The organism is Lysinibacillus sphaericus (genome assembly GCF_005217585.1).
In the GTDB taxonomy this organism is placed as follows: domain Bacteria; phylum Bacillota; class Bacilli; order Bacillales_A; family Planococcaceae; genus Lysinibacillus; species Lysinibacillus sphaericus.
Window position 1 is genome coordinate 883,598 of the sequence record NZ_SZPT01000001.1, and the last position, 15,219, is coordinate 898,816.

A 15,219-nucleotide genomic window follows, 5' to 3' on the forward strand; every position below is an offset into this window, starting at 1 on the left:
AATCGTTTCGTGATTTACCATTAGGCAATTTATTTAAAAAGAACTAGGGAGGAGAGAAGTAAATGAACATAGAATGTTTACTCAAATGCTTTTGCCAATCTCGAAAAACGCAATCTTTCTTTTTAAAAAACTTTGAAACTGAACAGCTTAATACAGAAGAAAAAAAGTTACTTTCTGAGATTATATTGGATGCACAAAATATCTCAAATAAAATTAAAAACTTTTGTAAGTTGTACGATTAATTTCTTTCGTTAGGAGTGATTATTATAAATAGAATCGCTTTAAAACCATACAAAATACAATCTTATAAAAAGCAACAACAATATCCTACTTCTAGTATAGATATTATTAAAGCAAGAGATGTTTGGGAACAATCCAACAAAGGACAAGGAGTTGTCGTCGCTATAATTGATACAGGTGTTGATACAACACATCCAGATTTGATTGACAAAATTATAGGTGGCTATAATTTTTCGTCAGATGATGGGGGAAACAAAAAAATTTATACTGATTATAATGGTCACGGCACACACGTAGCAGGTATAATCGCAGCTGAAAATAAAGAAATGGGTGTAGTAGGCGTTGCACCTAATTGTAAGTTACTTATTTTAAAGATTTTAAATCGCTTTGGCAAAGGCTCGTATAATGGATTAATCAGTGCACTTCAATATATCAAAAAATGGCGAGGACCCAACGGAGAAAAGGTTCAAGTTATAAACTTGTCTTTAGGTGGCCCCACTCATAAAGATGAGTTATATACAGTCATTAAAGAATTGCATTCATTAGGCATAGTCATTGTCGCAGCAGCTGGGAATGAGGGTGACGGTTTATCTACAACGGAAGAAATATCATTTCCTGGTTTTTATAAGGAAACATTATCTGTCGGTTCAGTTAATCAACAACTTGCCCCTTCAATATTTTCAGAGTCCCATCTCAATATAGATTTTGTGGCTCCAGGAGAAGGTATTCTATCAACGCACTTAAATGGCGAGTATGTAGAATTGAACGGTACTTCCATGGCAACACCCCATGTTTCAGGAGCAACCGCACTAGCACTACAGTTAATTAAACCGTGTGCACCACCACTTATACCGGCACAAGTAAAGTATTACTTTTCAAAGAATGCATTAAAATTGGACTTTCCAATTAATCTGGTAGGAAATGGATTAATTCAGTTGAAATAATGTTTGATAGTGATGAATTATTCAGCAGAGGATGTTAAATGATTGCAAACTTTAGCTTTCTTATCGTGGAAAAAGCCTACTTAGATATTAAATTATCGACTGTAGAAACTCTAACGAAAAAATTAATGATAGCAAACCAATGTAAAAATAATAGACAAAGTCGAAACACTCGACTTTGTCTATTATTATGTAACTTCTTTATAAAGGTATAATATTTCGATGCATTAAAAAATAATTTAACGCTCACCTATCAAGAAAAGTAGTATAATTGACAAGAAAATACCAAGGAAATAAAGCCACAAAACAATATAAGGGGTATACTTCCAAAATCCTTTTTCCTTTTTTATAAAGCTTAAAATACTAAAGATTATTCCTACGGCAATTAAAATTCCTCCAACTAAAATTACGATTACCGCTTCAATTTGAAAATAATAAAAGCAAGCAATTACAATAAGTCCTGCTACAGAAAATAATGCTGATAACTTCCCGCTTTTACCAAGCATAATTTCCCTCCTTATTAATATTTCTTACTTTCTCAAGTCCTATGTATATATACTGATTATATCAAAAAATAATAGACTTGGCGATTCTTCATACAAGTTAAAGACGCAACCTTAGAGTAATTCTAAAGTTGCGTCTAACGCTTGTATGAATCAATCATTGAAATGAGGTGGCACTCGGAATTGAACCGATGAAAGATGTTATATAACTAGTTTTTTCCCATTTGGCAATATAACTTAAGAACACGAAAGTTATTATTGATAGTGACTTTAGTGGATGTTAGTAAGAAAATTAGCAGCCCATTGCAACCATTTTTGCAGAGAACGCCCCAACGATACGTGATGTCCCTGCTTCATCTGTCTGATTAGCACATTCGATAATAATACGGTCACAGCCACAACGTTCAGGATATTTCGTATTTGCATCATAACAATAATCGTGATATTTACAGCAATTGTCTAATGCATTAACAGTAGGACCTGAACCACAGTTCGCCCCGCACCAGTTATATCTAACAAGTGGGTTAAATGGATTTCCTTTATAACGGAAAGAACAACAACCGTTTTGAAGACAAGGTAAACCCCACCCCTGTGCACTAAGTACATCATCGTCTTGAAAGTCATCTGATGTTATATTCTTGTAATCTTCTGGTATCGTTAACTTTCTATCAGAGGACAACTGCTCCCATTCATTTAATAGTTCATCATCTAAATACATAATAGTCTTCTTAATTTCTTGTTCTATATCTAATGATACAACTTTCACTAAGTAAGATGTTCTGTTTGTCTCAGTGTTTATTGTTTTGAAAATAGTACCAATAAGAAAATTATTAAATTGTAGGAAGGTGGTTTTTTGTTTTACTTTTGTTTTGTTTTGTTCATTGAATTCGTTGAATGCATAAACAGAATAAGTAGTTTCGTAGTCTACTTGTTCTATTTTGGGGGCATTGAATAATTCTTCTTTATTCAATTTATCAAGTGCTTTTGTTAATAGCGCTTGGCTCTGCTGATCTAAAGTACTTACTCCATCGGATGGTACTTTTCTTACTCGAATATCAGTAATGTTCATTCTTATTCCTCCTTTGGTGGTTTATACTATATAAAAGAGGTATGTTATAAAGAAAAAACAAAAATTAAGCTAAACTAATTGGCTCGTAATACCAAAAGAAGGAAGTGAAATCCTTAATGAGCTATTAAATATGTGAGAACATCAATGCAACAGCCCTAATAAAATTTTTAACACAGTCTAAGCCCCACTTTGCTAAGTGGGGCTTAAGTGTTGACGAAAGGCATCAAGAAGTTCGCTCTTGATGCCTTTGCTTTATATTGTGTAGAGTAAAAACGCCCTCTATATTTAATTAAGTACTTTTCACATTTTGTAAGACATTGACAAAGAATAATAAAATAGAAAGTGCCACGGCAATTCCACCGCCAGATACGAACAGTTCAAATAACCAATGAGGCACATCTAAGTAAACCATCATCATCCCAACTAACAGAAACGGTAAACCGATATTGTAAAGCCAAAACTGTGCCTTGGCGAGCCCTGTTTTTGCAGCATCCTTAAAAAGACAATAAACGAGCCCTATGAATCCCGTAGTTAGCCAACCAACGACACCAATATGTGCATGTGTCGTCTTCCATTGAAGTTGAATTGCATAATGCATAAACAGTCCAAAAGCGATTGTAAGTATTAAATAGAAGATCGATATTTTAATCCATTTTGCGCCCATCGAAACCAACTCCTATTTTGAAAGTGATTTTAGCTAGCTACTACAGTCTATTCATGTCGAAAAAAAAGATGTCTGTCCACTTCAGAAGAAGTTAGAATGGCTGTTGAATTGAAAAAATAAGCGCTTTTACTTAAAATAAAAAATAATTAGAGAATATTTTATCAAATGGAGGTTTTATGAAAAAGAAAATTGTTATATTGACGATGCTTCTAACATTGTGTTGTTACCCATTGCTATTTGTTGAACAAGCACAGGCAAATGAGCAAACGATGACGAATAAAATCAATACAATCATCGCTAAAAACTGGAAAAACAATGAATATAGTATTACGGTGCGAGAAATGGAAAAAGGAGACGTTCTTTATAGTAAGCATGGGGAAAAAATGATACGTCCCGCATCCACTCATAAATTGCTTGTTAGTGCTGCGGCATTAGATTTACTCGGCTCTGATTATCGTTTTGAAACAAAGGCTTATGTGGATGGTCCGATTGAAAATGGTGTATTACAAGGAAATATTTATTTACAAGGTGGGGGCGATCCAACATTATTACCTGTCCATTTAGAAACATTCGCCAATGGGCTGAAAAAATTAGGAATCACCAAAATTACAGGTGCATTGATTGCTGATGATTCGTGGTTTGATGACGATCGATTAGCCAAAGGAATAGTCCCACAAGAAGAGGCATTCTCTTATGCATCACGTATTTCTGCTCTAACGCTCTCTCCGAATGACCAATATGATGTCGGCAATGTCCATGTAAAAGTAACTGGCACTAAAATTGGACAAGCAGCCAAAATTCAGCTTTTACCATATGCAAGCACAATCCCCATTGTCAACAAAACAAAAACTGTGAAAAAGGGTGAGAAATCGACCGTCAAAATCACAAGAGAATATGGAACAGACCGAATTGGTGTAACAGGCAATTTACCAGCAGGTACAGAAAAAAATACATATGTGACTGTTTATAATCCAACAATGTTTACGCTGGATGTATTACGAGAAAAACTAGTAGCAAAAGGAATTCAAAAAATGCCTCTTACCGAAGGAAAAGTACCAGAAAATGCACAGCGAGTTGGCATTACTTACTCCATGCCATTAAAGGATATGAATTTTCGATTTTTAAAGTTAAGCATTAACGGCATGGGAGAAATGCTAACTAAGCAATTGGGAAGGGAGCTTCTTGGAGAAGGAAGCTGGTCTGCGGGCATTGAAGCCATTCGCACCTATGGTATAGATAGTGGATTAAATATGGACCAATGGTACTTTGAAGATGGCTCAGGCTTAAATCATCAAAACCGCGTTAGTAGTATGCAGGAAAGCTTATTACTATTTAAAGTTCGACAAAAACCTTGGTACTTCTCGTATTTGGACGCTTTACCACATGCGGGACGAAAAGGAAAGCTAGTTGGAGCAACATTAGAAAACCGCTTGAAAGGCTATAGTGTCTCAGCTAAAACGGGCTATATAAGTGGTACCTATGCGTTAAGTGGCTATGTTAAAGGGAGAAGTGGCAAGTGGTATATTTTTAGTATTTTAACGCAAGGCAATAAAGGTTCAGCAATCGCTACGATTGATGAAATTGTCAAGCAAATTGCCAATGAAATGTAAAGAGTTTCAATAGAGTGAGCAATCTAGTTTAATTATGAATAATTTAGTGATAAACTATTTAACGATTAATGAAAAGGAGCTGTTCACTCATGGGCAAATTACAAGACAAAGTAGTAATTATTACTGGTGGAGCTGGCGGTATCGGTAGTGGTATGGCAAAAGCGATGGTAAAAGAAGGCGCAATCGTTACGATTGTAGATTTAAATGAAGAAACAGGGAAAGCAATGGAAAAGGAATTGCAAAAAATTTCTCCAAAATCAATGTTTTTACAGGCAAATTTAATGGATCGTGCTAATTTGCATAAAATAATCGATACAGTTGTTGAAAAATACGGTAAACTAGATGTATTAGTTAATAATGCACATGCTTCAAAACAAGCAACGATTGAAGATACAACGCAGGCTGATTTAGATTTATCATTTGATACTGGTTTTTATCCAACATTTTATTTAATGCAAGCCGCATTACCGCATTTAAAAGAAACAAAAGGAAATATTATTAACTTTGCTTCTGGTGCTGGAATTGCTGGTCATGAAACACAAGGTGCGTATGCTGCAGCAAAAGAGGCAATCCGCGGTATTTCTCGTGTAGCGGCAAATGAATGGGGACGTTTCGGTATTAATGTAAACTTAATTAGCCCAATTGCAAATTCACCAGGTGTACAAGCATGGGCAAAAGCACAACCAGAATATTACGAAGCTGTTAAAAATAAAATCCCAATGGGCCGCTTTGGTGATGTAGAAGATGACATCGGCCGTGTAGCAGTATTTTTAGCATCAGAGGATTCACAGTATATCACAGGTCAAACACTTATGGTTGACGGTGGTTCAATCATGCTTCACTAATTTTCTCGGTTATTGTTCGAGGAGGATTTTTTTGACACAGACAAGTATTTTTAAACTCATTCATATGATTGATCAGATGAATAATGCTAATATTATACGTTTTACGAAAGGTTTTCCATATCCGCTAGGCATTTCACCGATTTTAGTTTTAAGTGAACTAAAAATTAAAGGTCCGCAAAGACAAGCAGAATTAGCGGAAACGATTGGTTATACGAAAGGTGCTATGACAAGCATTGCTGAAAAATTAGTAAAACTAGGCTTAGCAGAAAGACTATACGATGAGGCGGATAGACGTACGATTCGTTTACAAATTACGGATAAAGGTGTAGAGGCATTAATAAAAGCACAAGAGGTTGGAAAGGACGTATTTATTCAGCTTTTTGAAGTATTGAATGATGAAGAGATTGCACAATATTTGTCCATTCAAGAAAAGTTAGTGCAAGGAATACACGACAGAAATAATCAATAAGAAAGTTCCGTTTTTCAGTAGCTTGGAGAAATACCTTGAGAGTTTTTACTGCTCAAGGTATTTCTCTTTTTTTTCGTAATGATTGCGTTAAAAATGCAAACCAAATCGAAAGGCTTGTGCCTGAAAAATGATTATGCGATTGAGATGGTTTTATTGGCGAATTTTTAGTTGACTAAATGAATCTTTTTTCAAAATAAATGTAAAATCGACAAAAAAACTTTATAATTGAAGGGAAATTTGCTATTCTATACGGTACAAAAGGGGTTTTTACATACATAAAGGAATTTTTTCGTACTGTAGGGAAATGATAGAAGGTAGGTTAAAAAGTAACAAGATAAAACAGCGGCATTTACAAACAGGATTGCCAATTTTACATATTAACGAATATAAAGACGCATATTTAGTAAATACTAGTGTACGTCTTTTTTTCGTCCAATATGCATATAAATAGACCATATAAACTTTTTTCCAACCTAAAACGTCAAAAAGAGGGGCAAATTTTTTAAAAAGCTAGAGAGGACTTAAGTATGGAAAAAAACATGAAACGAATGAAAGAAAAGAAAAAAAAGAGTAAGAAGAAAATATGGCTTTGGATAGTAGGTAGCCTATTAACAATTTTTTTAATATTTATAGGTACAGCTTATTATACTATTCAGAAAACGATGAATAAAATAAATACACCTTTAGTTGAAGCGACAGACATTACTGAAGAAGCGCCAAAAACAATGAAGAAAAAAGAACCGTTTTCTGTGCTGTTACTAGGTGTTGATGAACGAAGCAATGATAGTGGCCGCTCAGATACAATGATTGTCATTACGGTCAATCCTGAAAAACAAACGATGAAAATGTTAAGCATCCCGCGAGATACACGTACCGAAATCATTGGTCATGACACAGTAGATAAGATTAACCATGCATATGCTTTTGGAGGCGTACCAATGGCAATGGATACAGTTGAAAATTTGTTAGATATTCCACTCGATTATTATGTATTTATTAATATGGAAGGGTTTCTACAAATTATAGATACGCTTGGTGGTGTTACGATTCAAAATGATATGGATTTAACCTATGATTCATACCATTTTCCTAAGGGAGAATTATCTTTAAATGGCGATGAAGCACTTATTTTTTCACGTATACGTTACGAAGATCCACGAGGGGACTTTGGTCGTCAAATTCGTCAACGTCAAATTATTGAAGCGGTAATGAAAAAAGCTTCTACACCTTCCGTGATTTTAAAGGCTAGTGATATGCTCGATGTTGTCGGAGACAATGTCCGCATGAATTTTACAGTGAAAGATTTAATCCAGCTACAAAGTATATATAAGAAAATGGATAGTAGTATAGAGCAGTTATCATTTGAAGCAGAAGGAGGGAAAATGATTGATCGTATTTGGTATTATGTACCAGATGAAACAGAGCTTCAACAAATACAAACAGAGTTAAAAACCCATTTAGAATAACGCACGATCATTTGGCTACAATAGTTGTAAAAATATGTTTGCGAAGGGAGCGAGATGAATGAATGGGAGGACCCAGGTGCTTAGGTATACAGCATTAAATAATTGCATGCAAAGCTATGTACCTAAACGGAAAGTACAAAAAAGTCCAGTTAAATTCATGATGCAACAGCTACAACTATTATGTTTTAAAATTTTTATGTAATACAAAAAAATCATTCAGGTAGGATGCATGCCTAGTTGAATGATTTTTTTCGTTATAAAACGTGCTAGCAGTTTTTTATTTCGTTTGAAATATCTGAAAATTTAGTGTATAATTTTTTATAAGAAATGGTTGAGGGAGTGATTGTGATGATGATTGGTACAATATTGTTAGCTATCGCGTTGCCTGTTGGGATTGTATTAGCAGTTGATTTATTTAACGAGCAACATCACTCTACTACATAAAGCAACTAGTTGATGTACATAAATAGAATATATTTTCCAAGACACAAGCGACTGAGCTTATGTCTTTTTTTCATGGTATGGAAACATTTTGTGTTTTTATTCGTCAATAGACACTAGTAAATGCTATACTATTAAATAAAAAAGTATCGGGGAATGAGCATGCAAGCAGAAAAAACGAATATGAAAAAAGAAATTCTATCCTACATTAAAATTATTGTCGTGACAGCAATCGTCGTCTTAGGCTGTAAGCAATTTTTATTTGCACCGATAAAAGTACAAGGTGCTTCTATGTATCCGACATATGAGGATAAGGACATTATTATTGTAAGTAAAACAAGTAAAATTGAACGCTTTGACCAAATTGTCTTTCAATCTCCGACTGAGGATGAATTATATATTAAGCGTGTGATAGGGCTTCCAGGGGATACAGTCGAAATGATCGATGATGTATTGTATGTAAATGGAAAGGCCTATAAAGAAGATTATGTAAATCGTCAAACTGATGATCCGAGTCAACTACGCATTACCGAGAATTTCACATTAGAAGGTTTAACGAATGAGAAAAAGGTGCCAGAAGGTAAATACTTTGTCATGGGTGATAACCGTTTGAAAAGTTATGATAGTCGCCATTACGGCTTAATTGCAAAAGATGCTATTTATGGAGAAGCAAAATTGACACTTTATCCATTTAAGCATTTTCACATTGGCATTGAATAGAGACCAACGATAAAAATTCAAAAGGGGGCAGCTCATTGGAAATGGGCATGCCTCCTTATTTTCTTTATTTTGCTGATAATGCTTTACACACTTTATAAGAAGGGTAGTAAACGCAAACTGTTGAATCTTCAACAGTTTCTTTTAGTGGATGTTGACTCTTTTCTAAGCTAGATGTTGGTTGATCGATTGAGAGCTCTTCTACTACTAATTCCGCGCCATAAAATAGCATTAAAAAATAGCATACTAATCCAAATATCCGCAAACAATCACCCCATTGCTATATTTCATGTCTATTACTATGTATGGTCGAATGATAAAAAATATAAGCAAAATGCTAAAAAAATATATAAAAATAAATTGAGCTTATGTAAAGTACTGCGGGTGTTAGCAAATAGAGTGATAGAAAAATGTTGTAACGCAAAAATCCATATGCTAATATAGCTAAAGTAAAATAATGATCTGTATAACCTCAATAATATGGATTGAGGGTCTCTACCAGGAACCATAAAAATCCTGACTACAAAAATTTGCTTGCATTTTGTAGTCAGGATTTTTTTATGCTGCTACAAAATGGGAGTGTAACAGAAAGGTGATTCCATGAATTGGAGAGTATTTATATTGGCTGCTACTACTTTTGCAGTTGGATTGGTAGAGCTAATTGTAGGCGGTATTTTGCCATATATCGCAGATGATTTGAACGTTTCAGTTGCAACAGCAGGACAATTAATTACCATTTTTGCACTAGTATATGCTATTTCAGCGCCTGTCCTTTTATCGTTAACTGCGAAAGTGGAAAGGAAGCAGCTTTATCTTATTTCATTGTTTTTATTCACATTGGGGAATGTCATGACCTATTTCAGCCCAACCTTTGCCATTGTGATGATTGCAAGAATCATCACAGCAATGAGTACAGCATTGGTAATTGTGTTGTCTTTAACAATTACAACAAAAATAGTAGAGCCAAGACATCGTGCCAAAGCGTTAGGGCTTATTTTTGTCGGCGTCAGTTCGGCATTAGTCATCGGTGTACCAATGGGCATTTTTATTACCGAAGCATTCGGTTGGCGTGCCGTTTTTTTAGGGATTGCAATGCTGTCATCTGTATCCATGATTCTAATATTTATGATTTTAGAAAAAATGCCAGTTGTTGAAGTGGTGCCATTAAAAGCTCAAATCAAGTCATTAGCTAATTGGAAAATAGCAAGTGCGCATTTAACAACACTGTTTATGTTGGCGGGGCATTATATGCTTTATGCCTACTTTACGCCATTTTTAGTTGAAGCATTTAATTTAAGCTCTTCTTGGATCAGTATTTGTTATTTAGTATTCGGTCTCGCTTCAGTAAGCGGAAATGCAATTGGTGGTTGGTTAAGTGACCAAATTGGTACAGGCAAATCGATCGTTATGATTATCGCAACATTTGCCATCGTGCTGTTCAGTATTCCGTATACAATTGTCGCGTTTCCCTTATTTTTAGTCGTGACAGTGTTGTGGGGAGCGCTTAGTTGGGCACTTACACCACCGTTACAAAATTATTTGATACAAACAGATCCTAAAACATCGGATATTCAACAAAGCTTAAATACTGCCGCCTTACAAATAGGTATTTCGATAGGCTCTGCAATTGGTGGGGCTATGTTTACTGTTACAGGTTCGGTCATGCATTTAGCAAGCTTCGGTGCTATTTTAGTGTTAGCTGCATTAGGTTGTGCCATTTTTTCTTTAAAGAGAGCGCCGCTTGCAAAAAAATCATCATTTAAATGGTAACTTATAAAATATCATTTATGCTAAACGTAAATTATGATATAAAGCAGGACTATGATTGTTGGAAATAGAATGTAAGAGAAGAGAGGGAGGCTGGTAATTAAATGCAGGTAGATTTAACGGAATTTGAAGGATTGAATGTGAAAGTTGTCGCAACGATTGATCACACGCTTTATCGGAACGTTGGTGCCATTATTTTATATGAAGAAGATTCACACATTTTATCTGTACGAAAACTGAAACGAAAAATCGCTGATCAATATATACCAACAGACGAACTCGAAAATTTTATATTTGATTCACAAGCTGATGCTATTAAATTTACACATAAGTTAACTAGAATGAGTGCGCTGGATTATTTGTTAGTGACAAACAGAGAAAAACAGTTAAGTGAATAGCCGTTTAGGTCGCCTTGTAAAGTACGAGACGACCTAAACAATTGCTTTATTGCTCGTTTTACATTGTAGAGGGAGCAAGTAACCAACTTTTTTTGTGACTAAGGGCAATTAACTTTGCGCCAAGATTGGCATACTTCATATGAAAGACTTGATATTTTGTAGAGAGCATATGCTCGATAGACATGTCCATCGCTTGACTGACTGAAATTAACGAAGAAGCAATATTCATTGATAGGATGGCACTGATTTCGCAATCATTTACTGCTGTCTTGCCTCGAATCTTAGCAATTTGTAAACTTCCTTGGTCAATGGATAGTGGTGGGGCAAGTACGCCATTTTCTTTTAATAGCTTCTCTAGTTGTTTATTTTCCTCTTTTAAATATTGAATAAACTCCAAAATAATAACTTTTAACTCTCGATTCACGGCATGCTTGAAAAAGAGATGATTGGTCGCTATATAGCCATTATTGACCCCAAGTTGTTTCCAAATTGCAAACACTTCCTTAAAACGTAGAGCGTCTAAATTTCGCTTTGACATTTTCATTATTGCACGTCCTAACTCATTTTATAGTTGTTGATTGTGAGATTAGGATGGGATGATTTGTTATTTTTTATACATTTATAGGAAAAGTAGTCATTATCAATTTGGTATGTGTGTCATCTAGCAAAACGTATGTACAATATTTGTTTGAAGGCTTCGCCAATTTACTTCTGCTTTTTCTCTGTTTCGCTCTTTAATAGAAGTCTCGTCACGAAGCATTCCTTATCTACCATCATGCTTTTGTTGTTTTATTTTTAAAGCTCCTAATCGTGGTCTTTAAGGACGCATAATTCCCAATGGCTGCGTATCCATAAAAAAGGCCCATAAATACACCTGCTAAAAAATTATGTTTGTGGCTAATAAAAATAGAAATCATTAAACCTAGAGCCAGAGCGATTGCTGGGACATATTTAGGTTGAATAGGGAAAAAAACTTTAATTGCTTGAGTCAGGATCATGACAACCGGTACGGCAATCACAGCATCCCAAAAATTTGTATGGATAATAGGAAAGCCCATTGTTTATACACCTCTTTTATGCATGATGAATAATAGTTAGACTTTCCATTCTGAAATGTTTTATGCATTTTTGCAACGAAAACCAATAGACTTCATGTCATGAATATTCGTAACCATTTTGATACATATATGGATAATGGTAATAATTTAGGTTGTAAGGCGGATACATTTGCATAAAATTGGGTGAGCTAGAGGGAGTGGGAAAGGATTGGTTGCATTCTTTTAGAGGACCGATATAAGTCGTAGGAACAACAGGCGCAATCGTTTGTTTCCATACATTTTCATCTAAGCAATACGTATGCGCCATAATTGCTGTTGGTGTAAATTTCAAAATATCAGAACCTAAAATGACTTCGGGTGTAGGGGCATCAAAAATAGCGAGTATATGCGTGTTGTCTGCATTCGCGACGATATAATGCCACCAACCCTGTGGAATATTTGTTACCTGTCCAGATTTTATTGGGTAATTTTGAATTTGTTTTGTAAAAGGATTTAATAAGGAAACGGTAGCAGCACCAGAAATACAATAAACAAGCTCTCCTGCATTTTGATGATAATGCGGTTCTACAACATTATTCGTACTTAGAAATATATCAAGCAAGGATACATTTTCTAATGTATTTAATTGGGCAGTACCGAGAATATTGATGTAGTTTTGATTATCCTTTTTAAATAGGGGGCTTGTATTTACATCAAACGTAAACTGCGTGGATGGAGATGTGTAGTCGATGGGCAAAATCATACATCCTTCCTTCATGTAAGTACATGTACGTTAATATCACAGATTATGACTATAGATGTTGGTGCTTTAAGCGAACGCCTATGAAAGAGCTAAATAACAAAATAAAATTAAACGGGATTTAGCGTTAGGAACGATATAGAGCAACAAATAAAAAGATATACAGTAGAATCTGAATCCCTGTATATCTTTTTATTATTAAAATGCAGTCCAATTTTGATTCCAACTAGAACGACCTGAATTTACCCTGAAATGCCTTGTATTGTGGTCAGCTCTTATTATCATATCTAAGTTTGATGATATTGAACCAAGTGCTCCAGTAGCACTCAATTTCCATTGATATCCGCCATAACCTTTTCCGCCAGAAATATAGAAGTTTGTATATCCTATATCTGTAGTCCAAATAGCGGGGTTATGATTTACATATTTTCTTTCAATGTCATACACTTGTAAAGCTTGAGAACCATCTGTTTCCAAAATCATCCTAGTAGAGAAGGTTGATGTTGTAATTCCTAAAAGGGCTAATTGGGCTGAAGCCCATGGTGTTGTCACACGGTAAGTGGTAAGTCTACTAATATTTAAATTACTATTTAGTGATTGACGTTTGAATTTATTATCTTTTTGAGTATTTTGAATAGAATTTAGTGATAAAAGTTCAATCTTATTAACTTCTTGTTGTGTATTAAAATTGACTTGTACATCAATTTTTTTCCCATTATCAAGTTCTACTTCAATACTTTCATTAGGTCGTCCTAGAGCAAGGCTATTGATTCTTATATAATTCTCAGGTTGTAAAGCTTGAATAAAAAGTTCTTGATCTTCTTTGCTTAATTCTAAAAACTGGTCAAGTATATCGTTAGTACTCTCATCATGTTCGCTTTTTTCATTTAAATATTCAATATAATTATGTACAGAAGAGATTTTTTCCATGCTACCATTTTCTTGTGCATGGGCCTTTAAATAAGGTGAAAGGATGATTAATAATAAAGATAAAATGAGAAGAAAACTAATACTTTTTTTCATAATAAATCCTCCTTTTAAATTTATAAATTATTAATTAATTGGAAATTAAGAATAAATAATCGGTAATTAGTTTTGTATTTCAATTATCGCCTCACTTTCATTATTAGGATTTACTTTAGATTTTAGACCAAACCACAAAACTAAATTGAGTGCACTTACGATTACTAAAATTAATATGGTTGTTCTCATTACTTTGATCAATTTCATAATGATTTCACGTCCCTTAGTTTTAAGTATTAAATGGATAGAAAGTTATATTATATAACAACTTATGTAGTAAAAATTATAATATATTTATGAAAAAATGTGTAGAAATTAACTACTTCAAATTTATAAATTTTTTATCATTGTTTATATGTAATTTTTTTCAGTCAGTGTCCAAGTAAAAATTTATGAATACGCATTTGTCTTCTACATAACAATACAAGTCTAAACATATAAATAAAGGTAGCGAAAAAATACTAGTGTTTAACCATTCATAGAATCAAATCTAGTATTTTCACAATTCAACTACACCCTATTAAAAATTAAGGAAATCTTAAGTTTCAGCTTAAGTAAAAATTAAGATTTATTTTCTATACTATAAAAATAAGGAAATTACGAAACCATTTGAAGAATTAAAACGTATTGGTATTAACAGAACAATTGAAGTAGGTGACGAAATGGTATATACCATTTACATAGTATTGACAAAAACAGGGACCTTATTATCGAAAGCAATAGGGATGTATACGGGAAAAGAGATGAACCATGCTTCCATCGCCTTTGACCAGGAACTTTTTGATATGTACAGCTTTGGGCGAAGACAGCTCAATAATCCTCTAAGTGGCGGATTTTTAAGGGAAAATGCAGAAGCTGGTCTTTTTGAATATGCGGATTGTGTGATTTACCGTTGTCGTGTTTCGTATTATCAGTACTTAGAGATGGAAAAAATTGTACACTATATGTATTGCAATCGAGATCGATATAAATATAATTTTATAGGGCTTTTTGGTGTGATGATGCAAAAGGAAGTACGTAGAGAACGCGCTTATTTTTGTTCGCAGTTTGTGGCAACCCTTTTAAAAATCGGTGGTCTGAAGATTTATCAAAATCCAGCGTTAATGACCCCCGACTGTATTGCACAGTTACCTTATTTAGAAGAGATTTTTGCTGGTAAACTAGCAGATTATTTACAAGGTGTGCGACAACCCGCAATGCTGTATGGTTAAAATCACCTTATTTAATTCCGTTGTATGTCTATCGAATACATGCAAGACATTTTTTTGA

18 protein-coding genes and 1 riboswitch are annotated in these 15,219 nt (G+C 34.3%); of the genes, 10 read left to right on the top strand and 8 right to left on the bottom strand.

Going from position 1 to position 15,219, the window contains the following annotated elements:
- Positions 1–257 precede the first annotated feature (257 nt).
- Positions 258–1,184 carry a S8 family peptidase gene (locus tag FC748_RS04365; protein WP_108030100.1) on the top strand — a complete coding sequence of 309 codons (927 nt, stop codon included), beginning with the start codon at positions 258–260 and terminating at the stop codon, positions 1,182–1,184.
- 236 nt (positions 1,185–1,420) lie between these two features.
- Here FC748_RS04365 and FC748_RS04370 read toward each other — a convergent pair whose 3' ends face one another.
- The 3 genes from FC748_RS04370 to FC748_RS04380 form a co-directional block, all read right to left on the bottom strand.
- Positions 1,421–1,687: a hypothetical protein gene (locus FC748_RS04370; protein ID WP_024361002.1), complete on the bottom strand. Its 267-nt coding sequence runs from the start codon at positions 1,685–1,687 to the stop codon at positions 1,421–1,423.
- A gap of 289 nt (positions 1,688–1,976) precedes the next feature.
- Entirely contained in the window at positions 1,977–2,753 is a 777-nt protein-coding gene (locus FC748_RS04375; RefSeq protein ID WP_108030101.1) for a phospholipase A2 family protein, read from the bottom strand.
- A 289-nt stretch (positions 2,754–3,042) separates the two neighbouring features.
- Positions 3,043–3,417 carry a hypothetical protein gene (locus FC748_RS04380; RefSeq protein WP_108030102.1) on the bottom strand — a complete coding sequence of 125 codons (375 nt, stop codon included), beginning with the start codon at positions 3,415–3,417 and terminating at the stop codon, positions 3,043–3,045.
- A gap of 176 nt (positions 3,418–3,593) precedes the next feature.
- Between FC748_RS04380 and dacB the strand changes: the two genes are divergently transcribed.
- From dacB to lepB, 6 genes are all read left to right on the top strand, one after another.
- The gene (gene dacB, locus FC748_RS04385; RefSeq protein WP_108030103.1) at positions 3,594–5,027 is read left to right on the top strand and encodes a D-alanyl-D-alanine carboxypeptidase/D-alanyl-D-alanine endopeptidase; all 1,434 of its coding nucleotides are present in this window, start codon (positions 3,594–3,596) and stop codon (positions 5,025–5,027) included.
- An 89-nt stretch (positions 5,028–5,116) separates the two neighbouring features.
- A complete protein-coding gene (locus FC748_RS04390) occupies positions 5,117–5,872 on the top strand; it encodes an SDR family NAD(P)-dependent oxidoreductase (RefSeq protein WP_024360998.1) in 756 nt (251 codons plus the stop codon).
- 31 nt (positions 5,873–5,903) lie between these two features.
- Positions 5,904–6,341: a MarR family winged helix-turn-helix transcriptional regulator gene (locus FC748_RS04395; protein ID WP_024360997.1), complete on the top strand. Its 438-nt coding sequence runs from the start codon at positions 5,904–5,906 to the stop codon at positions 6,339–6,341.
- Between the two features lie 527 nt (positions 6,342–6,868).
- Positions 6,869–7,807 carry an LCP family glycopolymer transferase gene (locus tag FC748_RS04400; RefSeq protein ID WP_024360996.1) on the top strand — a complete coding sequence of 313 codons (939 nt, stop codon included), beginning with the start codon at positions 6,869–6,871 and terminating at the stop codon, positions 7,805–7,807.
- A gap of 348 nt (positions 7,808–8,155) precedes the next feature.
- Positions 8,156–8,251 (top strand): hypothetical protein, encoded by a 96-nt coding sequence (locus tag FC748_RS04405; protein ID WP_029747072.1) that lies wholly within the window; start codon positions 8,156–8,158, stop codon positions 8,249–8,251.
- A gap of 159 nt (positions 8,252–8,410) precedes the next feature.
- Entirely contained in the window at positions 8,411–8,968 is a 558-nt protein-coding gene (gene lepB, locus FC748_RS04410) for a signal peptidase I (RefSeq protein ID WP_024360995.1), read from the top strand.
- 64 nt (positions 8,969–9,032) lie between these two features.
- Here lepB and FC748_RS04415 read toward each other — a convergent pair whose 3' ends face one another.
- The gene (locus tag FC748_RS04415; RefSeq protein ID WP_069513228.1) at positions 9,033–9,230 is read right to left on the bottom strand and encodes a hypothetical protein; all 198 of its coding nucleotides are present in this window, start codon (positions 9,228–9,230) and stop codon (positions 9,033–9,035) included.
- A 177-nt stretch (positions 9,231–9,407) separates the two neighbouring features.
- Positions 9,408–9,508, top strand: a riboswitch (purine riboswitch).
- A gap of 57 nt (positions 9,509–9,565) precedes the next feature.
- Between FC748_RS04415 and FC748_RS04420 the strand changes: the two genes are divergently transcribed.
- A complete protein-coding gene (locus tag FC748_RS04420) occupies positions 9,566–10,735 on the top strand; it encodes an MFS transporter (RefSeq protein ID WP_108030104.1) in 1,170 nt (389 codons plus the stop codon).
- A 101-nt stretch (positions 10,736–10,836) separates the two neighbouring features.
- The gene (locus FC748_RS04425; RefSeq protein ID WP_024360992.1) at positions 10,837–11,130 is read left to right on the top strand and encodes a hypothetical protein; all 294 of its coding nucleotides are present in this window, start codon (positions 10,837–10,839) and stop codon (positions 11,128–11,130) included.
- 58 nt (positions 11,131–11,188) lie between these two features.
- Here FC748_RS04425 and FC748_RS04430 read toward each other — a convergent pair whose 3' ends face one another.
- From FC748_RS04430 to FC748_RS04445, 4 genes are all read right to left on the bottom strand, one after another.
- Complete coding sequence (locus FC748_RS04430) at positions 11,189–11,674, bottom strand: DUF3231 family protein (RefSeq protein ID WP_024360991.1); 486 nt, start codon at positions 11,672–11,674, stop codon at positions 11,189–11,191.
- Between the two features lie 229 nt (positions 11,675–11,903).
- Positions 11,904–12,188 (bottom strand): hypothetical protein, encoded by a 285-nt coding sequence (locus tag FC748_RS04435; protein ID WP_108030105.1) that lies wholly within the window; start codon positions 12,186–12,188, stop codon positions 11,904–11,906.
- A gap of 97 nt (positions 12,189–12,285) precedes the next feature.
- Positions 12,286–12,930, bottom strand: coding sequence for a cupin domain-containing protein (locus FC748_RS04440; RefSeq protein ID WP_108030106.1), 645 nt, complete (start codon positions 12,928–12,930; stop codon positions 12,286–12,288).
- A gap of 195 nt (positions 12,931–13,125) precedes the next feature.
- Complete coding sequence (locus FC748_RS04445; protein WP_108030107.1) at positions 13,126–13,950, bottom strand: hypothetical protein; 825 nt, start codon at positions 13,948–13,950, stop codon at positions 13,126–13,128.
- 662 nt (positions 13,951–14,612) lie between these two features.
- Here FC748_RS04445 and FC748_RS04450 point away from each other — a divergent pair.
- Positions 14,613–15,161, top strand: a complete 549-nt coding sequence (locus FC748_RS04450; RefSeq protein ID WP_024360988.1) for a hypothetical protein — start codon at positions 14,613–14,615, stop codon at positions 15,159–15,161.
- The last annotated feature ends 58 nt before the right edge of the window (positions 15,162–15,219 follow it).